Source organism: Nonomuraea glycinis, assembly GCF_035920485.1.
Classification (GTDB): domain Bacteria; phylum Actinomycetota; class Actinomycetes; order Streptosporangiales; family Streptosporangiaceae; genus Nonomuraea; species Nonomuraea glycinis.
On the sequence record NZ_CP109166.1, the window covers coordinates 1 to 17407 of the forward strand.

General features: G+C 63.7%; 12 protein-coding genes and 3 rRNA genes. 1 reads left to right on the forward strand and 14 read right to left on the reverse strand.

The features are described 5' to 3' along the window. Positions 1 to 49 precede the first annotated feature (49 nt). The 9 genes from rrf to OHA68_RS00045 all read right to left on the reverse strand — a co-directional run bounded on the left by rrf (position 50) and on the right by OHA68_RS00045 (position 13758). Positions 50 to 166, reverse strand: a 5S ribosomal RNA gene (rrf, locus tag OHA68_RS00005). A 180-nt stretch (positions 167 to 346) separates the two neighbouring features. Beyond that, a 23S ribosomal RNA gene (locus OHA68_RS00010) occupies positions 347 to 3454 on the reverse strand. Between the two features lie 369 nt (positions 3455 to 3823). Next, positions 3824 to 5344, reverse strand: a 16S ribosomal RNA gene (locus tag OHA68_RS00015). The 16S, 23S and 5S rRNA genes sit together here, the layout of an rRNA operon. A gap of 440 nt (positions 5345 to 5784) precedes the next feature. Next, positions 5785 to 8352 (reverse strand): valine--tRNA ligase, encoded by a 2568-nt coding sequence (locus OHA68_RS00020; protein ID WP_327105738.1) that lies wholly within the window; start codon positions 8350 to 8352, stop codon positions 5785 to 5787. Positions 8353 to 8432: 80 nt separating this feature from the next. Continuing rightward, entirely contained in the window at positions 8433 to 9716 is a 1284-nt protein-coding gene (clpX, locus tag OHA68_RS00025; RefSeq protein WP_189137239.1) for an ATP-dependent Clp protease ATP-binding subunit ClpX, read from the reverse strand. Between the two features lie 175 nt (positions 9717 to 9891). Further along, positions 9892 to 10515, reverse strand: a complete 624-nt coding sequence (locus OHA68_RS00030) for an ATP-dependent Clp protease proteolytic subunit (protein ID WP_189137238.1) — start codon at positions 10513 to 10515, stop codon at positions 9892 to 9894. A gap of 10 nt (positions 10516 to 10525) precedes the next feature. Beyond that, a complete protein-coding gene (locus OHA68_RS00035) occupies positions 10526 to 11158 on the reverse strand; it encodes a ClpP family protease (RefSeq protein ID WP_189137237.1) in 633 nt (210 codons plus the stop codon). A gap of 187 nt (positions 11159 to 11345) precedes the next feature. Further along, positions 11346 to 12740: a trigger factor gene (gene tig, locus OHA68_RS00040; RefSeq protein WP_327105739.1), complete on the reverse strand. Its 1395-nt coding sequence runs from the start codon at positions 12738 to 12740 to the stop codon at positions 11346 to 11348. Between the two features lie 151 nt (positions 12741 to 12891). Further along, complete coding sequence (locus OHA68_RS00045) at positions 12892 to 13758, reverse strand: helix-turn-helix domain-containing protein (RefSeq protein WP_225278023.1); 867 nt, start codon at positions 13756 to 13758, stop codon at positions 12892 to 12894. 248 nt (positions 13759 to 14006) lie between these two features. On the opposite strand from OHA68_RS00045, the gene OHA68_RS00050 reads away from it, so the two are divergent. Then, positions 14007 to 14468 (forward strand): ATP-binding protein, encoded by a 462-nt coding sequence (locus tag OHA68_RS00050; protein WP_225278024.1) that lies wholly within the window; start codon positions 14007 to 14009, stop codon positions 14466 to 14468. Between the two features lie 9 nt (positions 14469 to 14477). On the opposite strand, the gene OHA68_RS00055 is transcribed toward OHA68_RS00050, so the two are convergent. The 5 genes from OHA68_RS00055 to OHA68_RS00075 form a co-directional block, all read right to left on the reverse strand. Beyond that, the gene (locus OHA68_RS00055; RefSeq protein ID WP_189137233.1) at positions 14478 to 14627 is read right to left on the reverse strand and encodes a hypothetical protein; all 150 of its coding nucleotides are present in this window, start codon (positions 14625 to 14627) and stop codon (positions 14478 to 14480) included. Positions 14628 to 14821: 194 nt separating this feature from the next. Further along, positions 14822 to 15196 (reverse strand): YbaB/EbfC family nucleoid-associated protein, encoded by a 375-nt coding sequence (locus OHA68_RS00060; RefSeq protein WP_327105740.1) that lies wholly within the window; start codon positions 15194 to 15196, stop codon positions 14822 to 14824. Between the two features lie 2 nt (positions 15197 to 15198). Next, a complete protein-coding gene (locus OHA68_RS00065) occupies positions 15199 to 15582 on the reverse strand; it encodes a YbaB/EbfC family nucleoid-associated protein (protein WP_327105741.1) in 384 nt (127 codons plus the stop codon). Beyond that, positions 15579 to 16409 (reverse strand): hypothetical protein, encoded by an 831-nt coding sequence (locus OHA68_RS00070; protein ID WP_327105742.1) that lies wholly within the window; start codon positions 16407 to 16409, stop codon positions 15579 to 15581. The genes OHA68_RS00065 and OHA68_RS00070 overlap by 4 nt, the downstream gene beginning before the upstream one ends. After that, on the reverse strand, positions 16406 to 16819 hold the full coding sequence (locus tag OHA68_RS00075) for a hypothetical protein (RefSeq protein WP_327105743.1): 414 nt from the start codon (positions 16817 to 16819) through the stop codon (positions 16406 to 16408). The genes OHA68_RS00070 and OHA68_RS00075 overlap by 4 nt, the downstream gene beginning before the upstream one ends. Positions 16820 to 17407: the final 588 nt, after the last annotated feature.

Below are 17407 nucleotides of genomic sequence, written 5' to 3' on the forward strand. Positions count from 1 at the left end.
GAAATGCAGATAAGGCCCCGACACGTGTCGGGGCCCTACCTGAAAGATTGTCCGGCGGTGACCTACTCTCCCACACCCTCCCGAGTGCAGTACCATCGGCGCAGAGAAGCTTAACTTCCGGGTTCGGAATGTAACCGGGTGTTTCCTTCCCGCCATAACCGCCGTAACCCTGCGAAACACACAAACAACACCAGCCACACCCAGCACGCTGGATGAACCGATACCTGCTTGTTGTCTCAGAATTGCGTAGTGGACGCGAGCAAGATGCCTTCTCACAGTGCGGCGCTGTTCCGGACCCGGCGAAGAGTACAGAACGCAGCACACACTCACAAGAAGCAAAAGCTTTGTGGTCAAGTCCTCGGCCTATTAGTACCGGTCAGCTCCACACGTTACCGTGCTTCCACCTCCGGCCTATCAACCCGGTCGTCTACCGGGAGCCTTACCCACTCTCATGGTGGGAGACCTCATCTCAAGGCGAGCTTCCCGCTTAGATGCTTTCAGCGGTTATCCCTTCCGAACGTAGCCAACCAGCCGTGCACCTGGCGGTACAACTGGCACACCAGAGGTTCGTCCGTCCCGGTCCTCTCGTACTAGGGACAGCTCCTTTCAAGTCTCCTGCGCGCGCAGCGGATAGGGACCGAACTGTCTCGCGACGTTCTAAACCCAGCTCGCGTACCGCTTTAATGGGCGAACAGCCCAACCCTTGGGACCTACTCCAGCCCCAGGATGCGACGAGCCGACATCGAGGTGCCAAACCATCCCGTCGATATGGACTCTTGGGGAAGATCAGCCTGTTATCCCCGGGGTACCTTTTAGCCGTTGAGCGACACCGCTTCCACATGCCGATGCCGGATCACTAGTCCCAGCTTTCGCTCCTGCTCGACCCGTCAGTCTCACAGTCAAGCTCCCTTGTGCACTTACACTCAACACCTGATTGCCAACCAGGCTGAGGGAACCTTTGGGCGCCTCCGTTACTCTTTAGGAGGCAACCGCCCCAGTTAAACTACCCACCAGACACTGTCCCCGATCCGGATCACGGACCAGAGTTAGACGTTCAAAACGACCAGAGTGGTATTTCACCAATGACTCCACCATCACTAGCGTGACAGCTTCCCAGTCTCCCACCTATCCTACACAAGACGTTCCAAACGCCAATGTCAAGCTGTAGTGAAGGTCCCGGGGTCTTTCCGTCCTGCTGCGCGTAACGAGCATCTTTACTCGTAGTGCAATTTCGCCGGGTCTGTGGTTGAGACAGCGGGGAAGTCGTTACGCCATTCGTGCAGGTCGGAACTTACCCGACAAGGAATTTCGCTACCTTAGGATGGTTATAGTTACCACCGCCGTTTACCGGCGCTTAAGTTCTCACCTTCGCTGTGTTACCACAGCTAAGCGGTCCCCTTAACGTTCCGGCACCGGGCAGGCGTCAGTCCGTATACATCGTCTTACGACTTCGCACGGACCTGTGTTTTTAGTAAACAGTCGCTTCCCCCTGGCCACTGCGACCACCACCAGCTCACAGAGCAAGTCCGATCACCAGCAGAGGTCCCCCTTCTCCCGAAGTTACGGGGGCAATTTGCCGAGTTCCTTAACCACAGTTCACCCGATCGCCTTGGTATTCTCTACCTGACCACCTGAGTCGGTTTAGGGTACGGGCCGCCACAACACTCGCTAGAGGCTTTTCTCGGCAGCATAGGATCATCCACTTCACCACAATCGGCTCGGCATCACATCTCAGGATTAATGCGGGGCGGATTTGCCTACCCCACTCCCTACATGCTTACCCCAGGACTACCATCGCCTGGGCTGGACTACCTTCCTGCGTCACCCCATCGCTTACCTACTACCCGATCGGACCGAGCGTTCACTCTGACCCCAAGCCCGAAGGCTTTAGGCGAGTTAAGGACTCTTAGCATCACGAGGTTCAGTATGGGCGCGTTAAAGCGGGTACGGGAATATCAACCCGTTGTCCATCGACTACGCCTGTCGGCCTCGCCTTAGGTCCCGACTTACCCTGGGCGGATTAGCCTGGCCCAGGAACCCTTGGTCATCCGGCGCGAGGGTTTCTCACCCTCGATTCGCTACTCATGCCTGCATTCTCACTCGCACAGCCTCCACGACTAGATCACTCTGCCGCTTCACCGGCTGCACGACGCTCCCCTACCCACCAACAGGAATAACCCTGTCAGTGCCACGACTTCGGCGGTGTACTTGAGCCCCGCTACATTGTCGGCGCGGAATCACTTGACCAGTGAGCTATTACGCACTCTTTCAAGGGTGGCTGCTTCTAAGCCAACCTCCTGGTTGTCTCTGCGACTCCACATCCTTTCCCACTTAGCACACGCTTAGGGGCCTTAGTCGGTGATCTGGGCTGTTTCCCTCTCGACTACGAACCTTATCGCCCGCAGTCTCACTGCCACGCTCTCACTTACCGGCATTCGGAGTTTGGCTGACGTCAGTAACCTTGTCGGGCCCATTAGCCATCCAGTGCTCTACCTCCGGCAAGAAACACGTGACGCTGCACCTAAATGCATTTCGGGGAGAACCAGCTATCACGGAGTTTGATTGGCCTTTCACCCCTACACACAGGTCATCCCCCAGGTTTTCAACCCTGGTGGGTTCGGTCCTCCACCCAGTCTTACCTGAGCTTCAACCTGCCCATGCGTAGATCACTCCGCTTCGGGTCTACAGCATGCGACTCAAACGCCCTATTCAGACTCGCTTTCGCTACGGCTCCCCCACACGGGTTAACCTCGCCACACACCATAACTCGCAGGCTCATTCTTCAAAAGGCACGCAGTCACATCACACGAGAACCGAAATTCTCGTAAGCTCCTACGGCTTGTAGGCACACGGTTTCAGGTACTATTTCACAACCCCTCACCGGGGCACTTTTCACCTTTCCCTCACGGTACTCGTGCACTATCGGTCATCAGGGAGTATTTAGGCTTACCAGGTGGTCCTGGCAGATTCACACAGGATTTCTCGGGCCCCGTGCTACTTGGGATCCCCTCCGACAGTCGACAAGGTTTCGTCTACCCGACTCTCACGGTCTACGGCGCCCCTTCCCAGAGGCTTCGACTACCGTGACGATTTTTTACTGTCCGAAGAAACGGCAGCTCCTTCAAGAAGGTCCCACGACCCCGGACGTGCAACGCCTGCCGGCTATCACACACGCCCGGTTTAGCCTCATCCGCTTTCGCTCACCACTACTCACGGAATCACTGTTGTTTTCTCTTCCTACGGGTACTGAGATGTTTCACTTCCCCGCGTTACCACCAACCGCCCTATACATTCAGGCGGAGGCAACACCACATGACTGGTGCTAGGTTTCCCCATTCGGACATCCCCGGATCAACGTCTGGTTGGCGACTCCCCGAGGCTTAACGCAGCCTCCCACGTCCTTCATCGGCTCCTGATGCCTAGGCATCCACCGTGTGCCCTAAAAAACTTGGCCACAAAGATGCTCGCGTCCACTATGCAAATCTCAAACAACAAACAGCAACCAACCCCACCCACCACCAGACACCCAACACACGATGTGCTGAATCGGTATGACGGAAGGTCGGCCCTGCATGAGGTGGTAACAGACAACAAGCCCGCCTCAGCGGGCCCGCCGGTCCGTTCCCTCAGGACCCAACAGTGTGTCCAACCCAGCCGAACCCCCGCAACCGCGTTCCCCTCCGCTGTCACCAGCGACGGTACTAACGATCCGGCAATCCGAACCGATTGAGTAGCCAGTGCTCCACTAATGAGCTGCCGAGCAGGAAACATTCGTCCCTGACCCCGGCGTAGATCGAGTATGACCCCGATCGATGCTCCTTAGAAAGGAGGTGATCCAGCCGCACCTTCCGGTACGGCTACCTTGTTACGACTTCGTCCCAATCGCCAGCCCCACCTTCGACCGCTCCCCCCAGCAAGCTGGTTGGGCCACGGGCTTCGGGTGTTGCCGACTTTCGTGACGTGACGGGCGGTGTGTACAAGGCCGGGAACGTATTCACCGCAGCGTTGCTGATCTGCGATTACTAGCGACTCCGACTTCATGGGGTCGAGTTGCAGACCCCAATCCGAACTGAGACCGGCTTTTAGGGATTCGCTCCACCTTACGGCTTAGCAGCCCTCTGTACCGGCCATTGTAGCATGTTTGCAGCCCAAGACATAAGGGGCATGATGACTTGACGTCATCCCCACCTTCCTCCGAGTTGACCCCGGCAGTCTCCCATGAGTCCCCAACCCTCCGAAGAGGTTGCTGGCAACATGGAACAAGGGTTGCGCTCGTTGCGGGACTTAACCCAACATCTCACGACACGAGCTGACGACAGCCATGCACCACCTGTCACCCAGTCCGAAGAGGCGCACATCTCTGCACGTTTCCGGGTGATGTCAAACCTTGGTAAGGTTCTTCGCGTTGCGTCGAATTAAGCAACATGCTCCGCCGCTTGTGCGGGCCCCCGTCAATTCCTTTGAGTTTTAGCCTTGCGGCCGTACTCCCCAGGCGGGGCGCTTAATGCGTTAGCTCCGGCACGGAGATCGTGGAAGACCCCCACACCTAGCGCCCAACGTTTACAGCGTGGACTACCAGGGTATCTAATCCTGTTCGCTCCCCACGCTTTCGCTCCTCAGCGTCAGGTAAGGCCCAGCAAGCCGCCTTCGCCACCGGTGTTCCTCCTGATATCTGCGCATTTCACCGCTACACCAGGAATTCCACTTGCCCCTACCTACCTCTAGCCGGCCCGTATCCACCGCAGACCCGCAGTTAAGCTGCGGGCTTTCACGGCAGACGCGACCAGCCACCTACGAGCTCTTTACGCCCAATAATTCCGGACAACGCTTGCGCCCTACGTATTACCGCGGCTGCTGGCACGTAGTTAGCCGGCGCTTCTTCTGCAGGTACACGTCAACTTCGTCCCTGCTGAAAGAGGTTTACAACCCGAAGGCCGTCATCCCCCACGCGGCGTCGCTGCGTCAGGCTTTCGCCCATTGCGCAATATTCCCCACTGCTGCCTCCCGTAGGAGTCTGGGCCGTGTCTCAGTCCCAGTGTGGCCGGTCGCCCTCTCAGGCCGGCTACCCGTCGTCGCCTTGGTAGGCCATTACCCCACCAACAAGCTGATAGGCCGCGAGTCCATCCCCAACCGAAAAAACTTTCCACCACCACCAGATGCCTGGGGCGGTCGTATCCGGTATTAGACCCAGTTTCCCGGGCTTATCCCAGAGTCAGGGGCAGGTTACTCACGTGTTACTCACCCGTTCGCCGCTCGAGTACCCCGAAGGGCCTTTCCGCTCGACTTGCATGTGTTAAGCACGCCGCCAGCGTTCGTCCTGAGCCAGGATCAAACTCTCCAAAAAATGCTTGGAATGGTTTCACCCGGCCAACATTCGCAAAAATGTCAACCAAAGGAATCCGTCATAAATGACGGGGTTGTGCATCATGCACTGGCTTTTAACACACTGTTGAGTTCTCAAGAAACGGACGCGTACATCCCCGCGCAAACCCTTGATCAGGGCCGAGCGGCGGAGGCGCTCATTTCGTCTTCCGAAGACTATCAGATCCGGACGATTCTTGTCAAACCGCCCGATTCGGGATCTTTCGGACGCCCCTTTCGAGGCAACCCTCACAACTTACCCGAACTTTCAGCCCTTGTCCAATCGTGCGGACAGGCGGCCCGAAGATCGGGATCCATCTGAAGGAGTGTCGGGGCTGATCGGCCCCGCGTTGAAAACTGTAGCAGCCCGGGAGACGGGGAAAGTCCATTCCCCGGTAACGAATGGACCTTCCCGGTCTGTGGCTAGCTCAAACCCAGCGCGGCGAGCTGGCCTTCGAGCCGCTCGATGTCGGCCGCGGCCTGGTCAGCCCGCCCCCTGACCTTGGCCACCACGTCCTCGGGCGCCTTGGCCATGAACTGCTCGTTGCCGAGCTTGGCCACCGCCTGAGCCGCCTCCTTACGCGCGACCGCCAGATCCTTCTCCAGTCGCTTGCGCTCGGCCGCCACATCGATGGTGCCGGCCGTGTCGATCTCGACCCCGACACCGCCCACCGCGAACCTGGCAGTGGCCGAGAACGCCTCTGACGGCTCGGTGAGCCGCAGCAGGGAGCGGATCGCCCCCTCCTGGCCCGCCAGGGTCGTACCGGCCAGCGACAGCCGTGCGGCGACCTTCTGGCCAGGCTTGAGCCCTTGATCGGATCTGAACCTGCGAACCTCCGTCACCAGCTCCTGGAGGGCGACGATCTCCGCCTCCGCATCAGGATCGGTGTAACGCGGATCGGCCTCCGGCCAGGCGGCCACGACGATGGACTCGCGGCCGGTGACGGCCCGCCACAGCTCCTCGGTGACGAAGGGCACGAGCGGATGCATGAGCCGCAGCAGCGCGTCGAGCACATGCCCCAGCACCAGCTGGGTGTGCTCGATGCCGTCACCGAGCTGGATCTTGGCCAGCTCCAGATACCAGTCGCAGACCTCGTCCCAGGCGAAGTGGTAGAGCAGGTCGGAGGCCTTGGCGAACTCGAAGTCCTCGAAGGCCGCGTCGGCCGCCTTGGTCACCGTCTGCAGCCTGGACAGGATCCACCTGTCGGCCGCCGTCAGCTCCAGTCCGTCGAGCGATCCGACGGCCGCGCCGTTCATCAGCGCGAAGCGGGTGGCGTTCCAGATCTTGTTGCAGAAGTTACGTGAGCCGGCCGCCCACTCCTCGCTGACCGCCACGTCCGCGCCGGGGTTGGCGCCACGCAGCAGGGTGAAGCGGGTGGCGTCGGCGCCGAAGCGCTCGATCCAGTCGAGCGGGTCGACCACGTTGCCGAACGACTTCGACATCTTCTTGCCGTACTGATCACGCACCATGCCGTGCAGGGCCACGACGCGGAACGGCGGCTCGCCGTCCATCGCGTACAGCCCGAACATCATCATCCGCGCCACCCAGAAGAACAGGATGTCGTAGCCCGTCACCAGCACGGAGGTCGGGTAGAAGCGGGCCAGCTCCGGCGTCGCCTCGGGCCAGCCGAGTGTGGAGAACGGCCAGAGCCCGGAGGAGAACCAGGTGTCGAGCACATCCTGGTCCTGGACGTAGCCCTCGGGGGGTGTCTCGTCCGGTCCCACGCAGACGACCTCGCCGGCCGGGCCGTACCAGACCGGGATGCGGTGGCCCCACCACAGCTGCCGGGAGATGCACCAGTCGTGCATGTCGTCGACCCAGTCGAAGTAGCGCTTGGCCAGCTCCGGCGGGTGGATGCGGGTGCGGCCGTCACGCACCGCGTCGCCGGCCTCCTTGGCCAGCGGCGCGACGTTGACGAACCACTGCAGCGACAGCCTCGGCTCCACGACGGTCTTGCACCGTGAGCAGTGGCCGACCGAGTGGGCGTACGGGCGCTTCTCCTCGACGATGCGGCCCTCGGCCCGCAGGGCGGCGACCACGGCGGGGCGCGCCTCGAACCGGTCGAGCCCTTGGAAGGGGCCGTGGGCGGTGACGATGCCGCGCTCGTCCATGACGGTCAGCGACGGCAGCGAGTGCCGGCGGCCGATCTCGAAGTCGTTGGGGTCGTGCGCGGGCGTCACCTTGACCGCGCCGGTGCCGAAGGCGGGATCGACGTGCTCGTCGGCCACCACGGGGATCATGCGCCCGGTGAGCGGGACCTCGACGAGCGTGCCGACCAGGTGCGCGTAGCGCTCGTCGGAGGGGTGGACGGCCACGGCGGTGTCGCCGAGCATGGTCTCGGCCCGCGTGGTGGCCACGACGATGTCGTCGGAGTAGCGGATCGAGACCAGCTCGCCCTCGTCCTCGCTGTGCTCCACCTCGATGTCCGACAGGGCGGTCAGGCAGCGCGGGCACCAGTTGATGATGCGCTCGGCGCGGTAGATCAGCCCTTCGTCGAAGAGCTTCTTGAACATCGTCTGGACGGCTCGGGAGAGCCCCTCGTCCATGGTGAAGCGCTCGCGCTCCCAGTCGACGCCGTCGCCGAGCTTGCGCATCTGCCCGAGGATCTTGCCGCCGGACTCCTCCTTCCACTCCCAGACCCGCTCGATGAACGCCTCGCGGCCCAGGTCGTGTCGGGATTTGCCGGACTTGGCCAGCTCGCGCTCGACGACGTTCTGGGTGGCGATGCCGGCGTGGTCCATGCCGGGCAGCCACAACGTCTCGTGCCCCAGCATGCGGGCCCGGCGGGTGAGCGCGTCCTGGACGGAGTGGTCGAGCGCGTGCCCGATGTGCAGGACACCGGTGACGTTCGGCGGGGGGAGGACGATGCTGTACGGCACGCGCGAGCTGCCGGGATCGGCGCGGAAGTAGCCTTCGGACACCCATCGCTCGTAGCTACGGGTCTCGACGTCGGCCGGGGTGTACTGGGTCGGCAGCTCTGGCGTTGTCACAGTGACCAATTCTAGGGAGACGGGAAAGGGAAACGCCCCATGGAGGGCATCCACGGGGCGCTCGCGCTGGTCGGTAAGGCTTAGGCCGACTTCTCTCGTGGTGTGCGCTGCTGCTTGGCGGCGAGTTGGTCACGAGGTACGAGAGTCGGGATGGCATGCTCGATCACCGACTCGCGGGTGATGACCACTCGGGCCACATCCTGCCGGGACGGTACTTCGTACATGACCGACTGGAGCACTTCCTCCAGGATGGCGCGCAGCCCGCGCGCGCCGGTGCCCCGCAGGATGGCCTGATCGGCGATGGCCTCAAGGGCGCCGTCGGTGAACTCCAGCTCCACGCCGTCGAGCTCCAGCAGCTTGTGATACTGCTTCACCAGGGCGTTGCGGGGCTCGGTGAGGATCTGGATGAGCGCCTCGCGGTCGAGGTTGTGCACCGAGGTGATGACCGGCAGGCGGCCCACGAACTCGGGGATCATGCCGAACTTGAGCAGGTCCTCGGGCATCACGTCGCCGAAGATGTCGGCCGTGTCGACCTCTTCCTTCGAGCGGATGATGGCGTTGAAGCCGATGCCCTTCTTGCCGATGCGCGACTCGATGATCTTTTCGAGGCCCGCGAAGGCGCCACCGCAGATGAACAGCACGTTGGTGGTGTCGATCTGGATGAACTCCTGGTGCGGATGCTTGCGGCCGCCCTGCGGAGGAACCGAGGCCGTGGTGCCCTCGAGTATCTTCAGCAGCGCCTGCTGCACACCCTCACCGGAGACGTCGCGCGTGATGGACGGGTTTTCGCTCTTGCGAGCGATCTTGTCCACCTCGTCGATGTAGATGATGCCGGTCTCGGCCTTCTTGACGTCGTAGTCAGCGGCCTGGATGAGCTTGAGCAGAATGTTCTCGACATCCTCGCCGACGTAGCCCGCCTCGGTGAGTGCGGTGGCGTCAGCGATGGCGAAGGGCACATTGAGCATCTTCGCCAGTGTCTGGGCCAGCAGTGTCTTGCCCGAGCCCGTGGGGCCGAGCAGCAGGATGTTGCTCTTGGCCAGCTCTAGGCCGTCGTCTCTGCCCCGGTCACCGGACTGCACCCGCTTGTAGTGGTTGTAGACCGCCACCGAGAGAGCCTTCTTCGCCGAGTCCTGACCGATGACGTAGGCGTCGAGGAACTCGTAGATCTCCCTCGGCTTGGGCAGGTTGTCCCACTTGAGCTCGGAGGACTCGGAGAGCTCCTCCTCGATGATCTCGTTGCAGAGATCTATGCACTCATCGCAGATGTAGACGCCTGGACCGGCAATGAGCTTTTTGACTTGCTTCTGACTCTTCCCGCAGAAAGAGCACTTCAGCAGGTCTCCCCCGTCGCCGATGCGTGCCACCCCAGATACTCCTTTGCGTGGGACCGTCCTGCTCCCGCGATCCGTATCCTCCGGACCCGGTCCGAACCGCTCAGGTTTCGACGTTACCGTCTTCTGGGCCCACAGTGAGCCCCCTAGCGGCGAGTCGCACCGGAACGTGCCCTATTGGGCAGCGCTCCGGTGCCTGACGTCTCGTCTAGGAAGCGACGGCCTGAGCTCGCTTCTTCCTGGACGGGATGATGTCGTCGATCAGACCATACGCCTTTGCCTCGTCCGCGTTGAGAATTTTGTCGCGTTCGATGTCCTTGCGGACTTCGGCGGAGGACTTCCCGGAGTGCCGCGCCACGATGTCCTCAAGGAGGTTTCGCATGCGAAGGATCTCTCGGGCCTGGATCTCGATGTCACTTCCCTGGCCGCCGCCCTCGGTGGACGGCTGGTGGATCAGCACCCTGGCGTTGGGAAGCGCGAAGCGCTTGCCCGGGGTGCCGCCGGCCAGCAGCACGGCCGCGGCGGAGGCCGCCTGGCCGAGGCAGACGGTCTGGATCTCCGGCCTGACGAACTGCATCGTGTCGTAGATCGCCGTCATGGCGGTGAAGGAACCACCGGGCGAGTTGATGTAGATGCTGATGTCACGGTCGGGGTCGAGCGATTCGAGCGTCAGCAACTGGGCCATGACGTCGTTGGCCGACGCGTCGTCGATCTGCACTCCGAGGAAGATGATGCGATCCTCGAAGAGCTTGTTGTACGGGTTCATCTCCTTCACGCCGTAGGACGTGCGCTCGACGAAGGAGGGGAGAACGTAGCGGCTTTGAATGTTCACTTTAGCTCCCCTAAGAGACGGGGCCCTGCGAGGGCACCTGCCGCGCGCTTCGCACGACGTGGTCGATGAAGCCGTAGTCCTTGGCCTCATCGGCCGTGAACCAGCGGTCGCGGTCGGAGTCTGCCTCGATCTGCTCCAGCGGCTGACCGGTGTGGACCGCGATCCGCTCGGCCAGCGTCTTCTTCACGTAGAGCATCTGCTCGGCCTGGATGGCGATGTCCGCCGCGGTGCCACCGATGCCGCCCGAGGGCTGGTGCATCATGACGCGGGCGTGCGGAAGGCCGAAGCGCTTGCCACGCGCACCTGCCGACAGCAGGAACTGCCCCATCGAGGCCGCCAAGCCCATCACGACTGTGGAGACGTCGTTGGGCACATACTCCATCATGTCGTAAATCGCCATGCCGGCAGTCACGGAGCCGCCAGGCGAATTGATGTAGAGAGTGATGTCTCGCTCCGGATCGTCCGCGGCCAGCAGCAGCAGCTCGGCACAGATCCGGTTGGCGATCTCGTCATTGACCTCCTGGCCGAGCACGATGATGCGCTCGCGCAGCAGGCGCTGGTAAAGCTGGTCCTCAAGCCGGAACGACGTGCCGTTCTCACGGCCGCGCGACTCAGGCTGAAAGGAGGTCGGCGGGCTGGTCACAGCTTCACCTTCCGATGCGTCGTAATCGATTGGCTTTGCTTGTGACCCTAACGCGCGCCGCCCACAGCTCATGCCCGGTCTACGGGCTGTTCGCTGACGGCGCAGGTTCGGGTCGGCGGACGCTCCCTCCAGGTAAGCACGAAGCCCCCAGGCCAGAGCGACTGGGGGCTCGGTGCTCAGGCGGAGGTCACGCGTCGTTCTTCTGCTCTGCGGGCTCCTCAGCGGACTCCTCGGCGTCCCCCTCGACGACCTCTTCACCGCTGATCTCGGTGTAGATGGCCTTGAGGTCGACCTCGTTGCCCTCGCTGTCGACGATCTTGGCAGCGTCGCCGATCACGGACTTGGCCTTGTCGCGGACGATCTCGACCATGGCCAGCGTGAGCTGGTCGTTGTCGGCCAGGTGCTGGGCCAGCTGGTTGGGCTGGACGCCCATGTCCATGGCGCGGCGGACGACGAAGTTGGTGAGCTCCTGCTCGGAGACGCCCAGCTCCTCCGACTTGACGATCTTGTCGAGCACGAAGCCGACCTTGATCGCCTTGGCGGAGCTGGTCTCGAACTCGCTCAGGCGCTCCTCCTCCGTCGTCTGGTTCAGACGGAAGAACGCCTCGCGGCTCAGGCCGCTCTCGGCGATCTGGTGCTCGAGGTTGTGCGTGCGGGCGTCGAGCTCGGCCTTGAGCGCGCTGTCCGGGATCGGGATCTCGATCTGGTCCAGCAGCGTGTCCAGCGCCTTCTCGCGGGCCTCTACGACCTGCTCGATGAGCTTGTTGCGGCGGGCACCCTCGCGGATGCTGTCCTTGAGCTCCTCCAGCGTGTCGAACTCGCTGGCGAGCTGGGCGAACTCGTCGTCGAGCTCGGGCAGGACCTTCTCCTTGACCGACTTGACGTTGATGATCACGTCAGCCTCCTCGCCGGCGTTCTCGCCGCCGACGAGCTCGGTCCTGAAGCTCTTCTCCTCGCTCGCGGACATGCCCTCAAGCGCGTCGTCGAGGCCCTGCAGCACGGAGCCGGCGCCGACCTCGTAGGAGACCTCGCTGGCCTGCTGCTCCTCGATGTTCTTGCCGTCGATCTCGGCCCGCAGGTCCATCACGACGAAGTCGCCGGTCGCGGCCGGGCGCTCGACGCCGGTCAGCGTGGCGAACCGCTGGCGCAGCGCGTCGAGCTGGGTGTCGATGTCGGCGTCGGAGACCTCTGCGGACTCGACGCTGACTTCGATGCCCTGGTAGTCGGGAACGTCGAAGTTGGGCCGGATGTCGACCTCGGCGGTGAACTCGATCTGCTCGCCGTCCTCGATCTTCGTGACCTCGATGTCAGGCTGGCTGACCGGGAACACGTCCACCTCGTCGACGGCCTGCCCATAAAGCTTGGGCACCGCGTCGTTGAGGGTCTCCTCCAGCACCACCGCCCGGCCGAAGCGCTGCTCGATGATGCGGGCCGGGACCTTGCCAGGACGGAACCCGGGGACGCGCACCTGCTGCGCGACCTTCTTGTATGCCGCATCCATGCTCGGGCGCAGCTCGTCGAACGGCACCTCGACAGTGAGCTTGACCCGGGTCGGGCTGAGCTCCTCGACAGCGGTCTTCACGGGGTGGTCTCCTTGATCAAGCTTCGAGTGATCGCGGGCACGTCCATTCGGTTACGGCTCGGGCGCCGCGCCCACGTGATCTGCGCTGGGCATGCTCCGCCACGGCGGGATCCAAGCGCCGTCTGTCAGTCTAGGGCAGGCTGGGCAGCTCTCAGAACTCTTCCGCGATGTCGTGCAGCAGCTCAATGGTCTCATCCGGGGTGGTGCTGACGGCGCACAGCCGCTCCATCACCTCGGTGTATCGGTCCACGTCCTCGCGCTTGTCCAGGTAGAGGGCGCTGGCGAGCTGCTCCACGTAGATCACGTCGGGCAGGTCGTGATCGGGGAAGCGCAGGATGCTGAACGCGCCGCCCTCGGCACTGTGTCCGCCGAAGCTGAACGGCATGATCTGGATCGTGATGTTCGGCTGGCGCATCAACTCGGCGAGGTGTTCGAGCTGGGCGCGCATCACCTCGGCGCCGCCGATGGGGCGGCGCAGCGCCGCCTCGTCGATGACCGCCCAGAAGACCGGGCCGTCGGGTTTGTCGAACACCCGCTGGCGCTCCAGGCGCAGGTCGACCCGCCGGGAGATCTCCTCGGCGCCGAGCCCGGCCGATCCCGCCGTCACGACGGCGCGCGCGTACTCCTTGGTCTGCAGCAACCCCGGCACGAACTGCACCTCGTACGTCCTGATCCGGGCCGCCGCCTCCTCGAGGCCGACGTACGCCTGGAACCAGGTGGGCAGGATGTCGTTGAAGCGATGCCACCAGCCGGGCTCGTTGGCCGTGACGACCAGATCGAGCACCGCGGCCCGGGCTTGGTCGTCGACGACTCCGTAGAGCGTGAGCAGGTCGGCCACGTCGCGCTCCTTGAATCCGACCCGACCGAGCTCCATGCGGCTGATCTTGGATTCGGAGCCTCTGATGAGGTGGCCCGCCTCCTCGCGCGTGACTCCCCTGCTTTCCCGCAGCCGTCGAAGCTGGGAGCCAAGGAGGATGCGCAACGCCGTCGGCCCGGAGCCCGGCTGGTTCTGCGTCACGTTGCCTCCTATCAAGGTCCGCACACACAGTGACACCACATCGCTGGGTATGACAAGGTCTCAACCTGGTGTCCGATTCGGATACGTAACCAGTTACCGCTCATGCGATTGCACATTGCACATGCACGTGCATTTGGGTCTTGCAGCGACACGTGATGGTGTCCCATGATGGGCTAGTGCATTTTGGGCGAAACATGCACGAACTGAGACGGCATCTGGGAGGTACGGGCGGGATGGTGGAGGACCCTTTGGTTACTGCCGACTGCCTGCAGATCACCCGCGAGGTGGGCTTCGATCACCTGCTCACCTCGGGCAAGCCGTACACCACTTCGTGCCCCCTGCCCTTCCAGGCCGATTCGGTCAAGACCGCTAGGGATGTGACGCGTTCCACCCTCCGGGGCTGGGGCCTGCCGGAGCTCGGCGACGACGCGGCGCTCGTGGTGTCGGAGCTCGTGACGAACGCCGTCAGATACGCGATGTACGCCCGCGGCCGGCGTGAGATCACCCTGCTGCTGATGCGGGTGGTGCCGCACGTGCTGCTGGCCGTGGCCGACCCCAGTGACGACGTGCCCCGCCCCAAGGAGCCGGACTTCGTCTCCGAGAATGGGCGCGGCCTTTACATCGTCGAAACCTACAGTCAGTGCTGGGGTTGGGACCCGCTGGCGCACGGCGGCAAGGCCGTGTGGGCGCTTTTTCGGACCGAACCGTAAACCATCCGGTCAGTCTCCGCGGCGTTCCAGCACAAACCAGGCGGCCAGGCACAGCAGGCTGAACAGGCAGAAGATCGCCACCAGGGTCGTCGACGAGACGACGAACGCGGCCAGCAGCGACACCGCCGCCGCCCCGGCGGCCATCGAAGAGATTCGCATCACAGTTACATCCTTCTTTCTTCGCGGCCACCGCGCGCGGACGGCCACCTGATCGGCCGCGTCCAGGGATCATCCGGCGGCCCCGCTGATCAGCCTCACCGAGACGGATCGTGAAATGTTCAGCCCCGATCAGCCTCACCTACGCGGATCGTGAACGCCCAGCCCTGCCTCGCCGCCGGGCAGGCTCCCGGAGGTCACTCCGGTTCGCGGTTCGCGCGGGCCTCGAAGCTGCGCTGGGCGTCGCCGAGCAGGCCGCCGAGGTGCGGCCCCGCCGCGGCCTCCAGCTCCCGCATCATCGCGGCCTTGGCCCGCTCGGCCACCCGCTCAGCCGCGTGCACGGCCTCGACCACCGCGTCCCCGAGCGTCACACCGTCGTGCCTGCGCTTGCCCAGCTCGCTGATGTCGAGCGCCAGGAGTGTCCCCGCCGGGTCCACCGTCGCGACGACACCACCGCCGGCGGCCGAGCCGGTGAAGGTGCGCGCGCTCCACTCCTCGACGATCGGGTCGATCCTGGCGGACGCCCCCGCGAGTCGTTCGGCGAGCATCCTCAGCTCCCGCATCTCGTCCATGCTCACTCCTCGCGCAGGACCGCGTCGAAGTACTTCTCCAGTACGTCCAGGTCGGGCTCGGGCCGGCCGCCGGTCAGGGTGTCCATCGTCTCGGTCAGCCCTTCGCCCATCGCGCCGCGGGCGGCGCCGACGGCCTGGAGGACGGCCTGGCCGAGGGCGACATGGTCCAGGTCGCGCATCGCTCTGGGGTCGATCGCCACCCGCAGCAGCCGTCCGGAGCCCGAGACCGTGGCCGCCACCCGGCCCGTGTCGTCGGCACCGGTCATCCGCTGCTCCTCCAGGCCGCGCAGCGCGCCGGCGAACGCGTCGACCCAGCCCTCGATCTCGCGGATCAGCCCGGGGACGTCACCTTCCTTGCCTTCGTTGAAGGCGTCACTGTGCGTCATCTGGCCCCCTCCGCGGAGGCGGGCTGCCAGTGGTCGATCTTCTCGACGTCCGGGTGTACGTGCAGATCGCGGGCGCCCATGTCGGGATTGCCCATCTTGTAGAAGATGCCCTGCACTTCGTCGAGCTTGAGCGCGAGATCCTTGAGCTCGCTCTCGTACTTGTTGTAGACGTCCGCGAACTGCTTGAGCATGGTGCCGGCGGCGGTGAGGAAAACGCCGGCCTGCGTCATCAGGGCGACCCGGCCGACCGGGTGGGCGCTCATCTTGGTGAGCGCCTTGAAGACCGGCGCGGCTGTGGCCCACATCGCGGCGGCCGACAGATCGTACTCCAGCACCTCCTTGTACTGGCTGTTCATGGTGCCGGTCATGTCCTTGGCGATGCTGCCGAGTTGGTCGAACATGCCGATCAGCTTGAACCGGAGGTACTGCTGGAGCGTTTCGACCGCGTGGCCCTTCCAGTTGCCCGAGATCACGCTGAAGTAGGTGATCCACACGTCCCAGGCACTGCCCTTGAGGTGGCCGTGCAGCTCCATCCACCGTTCCCGGCGGTCGTAGAAGAGGAAGGGGTTGCCGAGGTTCAGGACGGAGGCCACCACCAGCGCCCCTCCCGCCGCGCCGAAGCCGGACATGGCCAGCCCGAGCCGGATCGGCTTGTTGTGGGTGCGTACCTGGGCCACCACATTTTTGAAGAATCCGGGGTCGGTACGATGCCCGAAGCTGACGGTCCGCATGAGCTTGCCGTTGGGGTCGTACACGTTGAGCCGGCCCGGGCCGGGCGTGGGCATCCTGCTGGGAAAGTTCAGCTTGGGGGGCTGGGGAGGCGTCATGAGGCTGTCTTCCAGGGGTCTGTCTTCTCGATGGCGGTCACGGTCCGCTCGTTGGCGGCACGATAGTTCTCGGCGACCTTGAAGAGCTTCCCGCCGTCCTTCTCCAGCACGCCGCGCAGGATCTCCGCGCAGTCCGCCCAGGTGTCGGCGACGTCGTTGAGCCTGCCGACGAACACCAGCCCGATCATCGGGATGCCGACGACGGGTGCGAGATTCCCTCCGTCGAATCTGGGGGTGGCCGCCTTGAGCTGGTCGACCACGTTGGCCGCCTGATCCATCACCTCAGCGAACGAGGCGATCGTATCGGTACGGAACTCGACACCGTCGCCGGCCGCCGAAGAGGGGATGATGGCCCCCCGGTCGGCGGTGGCCGGGGGGCCGCCGTCGCGTAGACCCGGTGGGAGGCACACGGAGGACGGGCACGTCGGGGTGTGCGGGCACGGGCTGAGCGTGGCGGCCGGCGGAGTCGATGCGCTCGTCGTGGGACTCGCGAACGGCGAATCTGGATATGTCGGCTCTGGGGGGACGTCGCTGGACAATCGGCACACCTTCCTTCGCCCGGCGGACCGCCGGGCGAACTCACCATGGGCGGCCCACTGCTCAGGACGCAGCGGGGGGACATCACCCCGCCGCAGATGGCACGGAGCCCCTCACGCTGTGCACTTGTTCAAGGTGAGACGCCACCGGCCAGTGTAAAGGACGATCTTGGAGCCCGTCCATCGCGCTCCCACCGGCATGGAGAGGGTCAGCTTCACCCTGAACCGCGCCTTCGAGGGCCGCGCGGAGCCGTGGTCACGCAGAAGGCCACTCCCGAATTCGGTGAGTGGCCTCTGTGCTGGTCAGGCAAGTCGGGGCGACAGGATTGGAACCTGCGACTTCTTGCTCCCAAAGCCACTTTATCATGATCCAGATCAGGCTCAGATCGCGTTCCGACCTGCGGGAACAGTCAGGCTAGATCCGTGAACGTCCGCGCTCGTCCGCCTCGATCGTCACTCAGT

What these genes read in the sequence shown, in the direction of transcription:
- OHA68_RS00060 (WP_327105740.1), bottom strand. Translation starts at nt 15,196, where the DNA reads ATGGACGAGATGCGGGAGCTGAGGATGCTCGCCGAACGACTCGCGGGG.
- OHA68_RS00065 (WP_327105741.1), bottom strand. Translation starts at nt 15,582, where the DNA reads ATGACGCACAGTGACGCCTTCAACGAAGGCAAGGAAGGTGACGTCCCC.
- OHA68_RS00070 (WP_327105742.1), bottom strand. Translation starts at nt 16,409, where the DNA reads ATGACGCCTCCCCAGCCCCCCAAGCTGAACTTTCCCAGCAGGATGCCC.
- OHA68_RS00055 (WP_189137233.1), bottom strand. Translation starts at nt 14,627, where the DNA reads ATGCGAATCTCTTCGATGGCCGCCGGGGCGGCGGCGGTGTCGCTGCTG.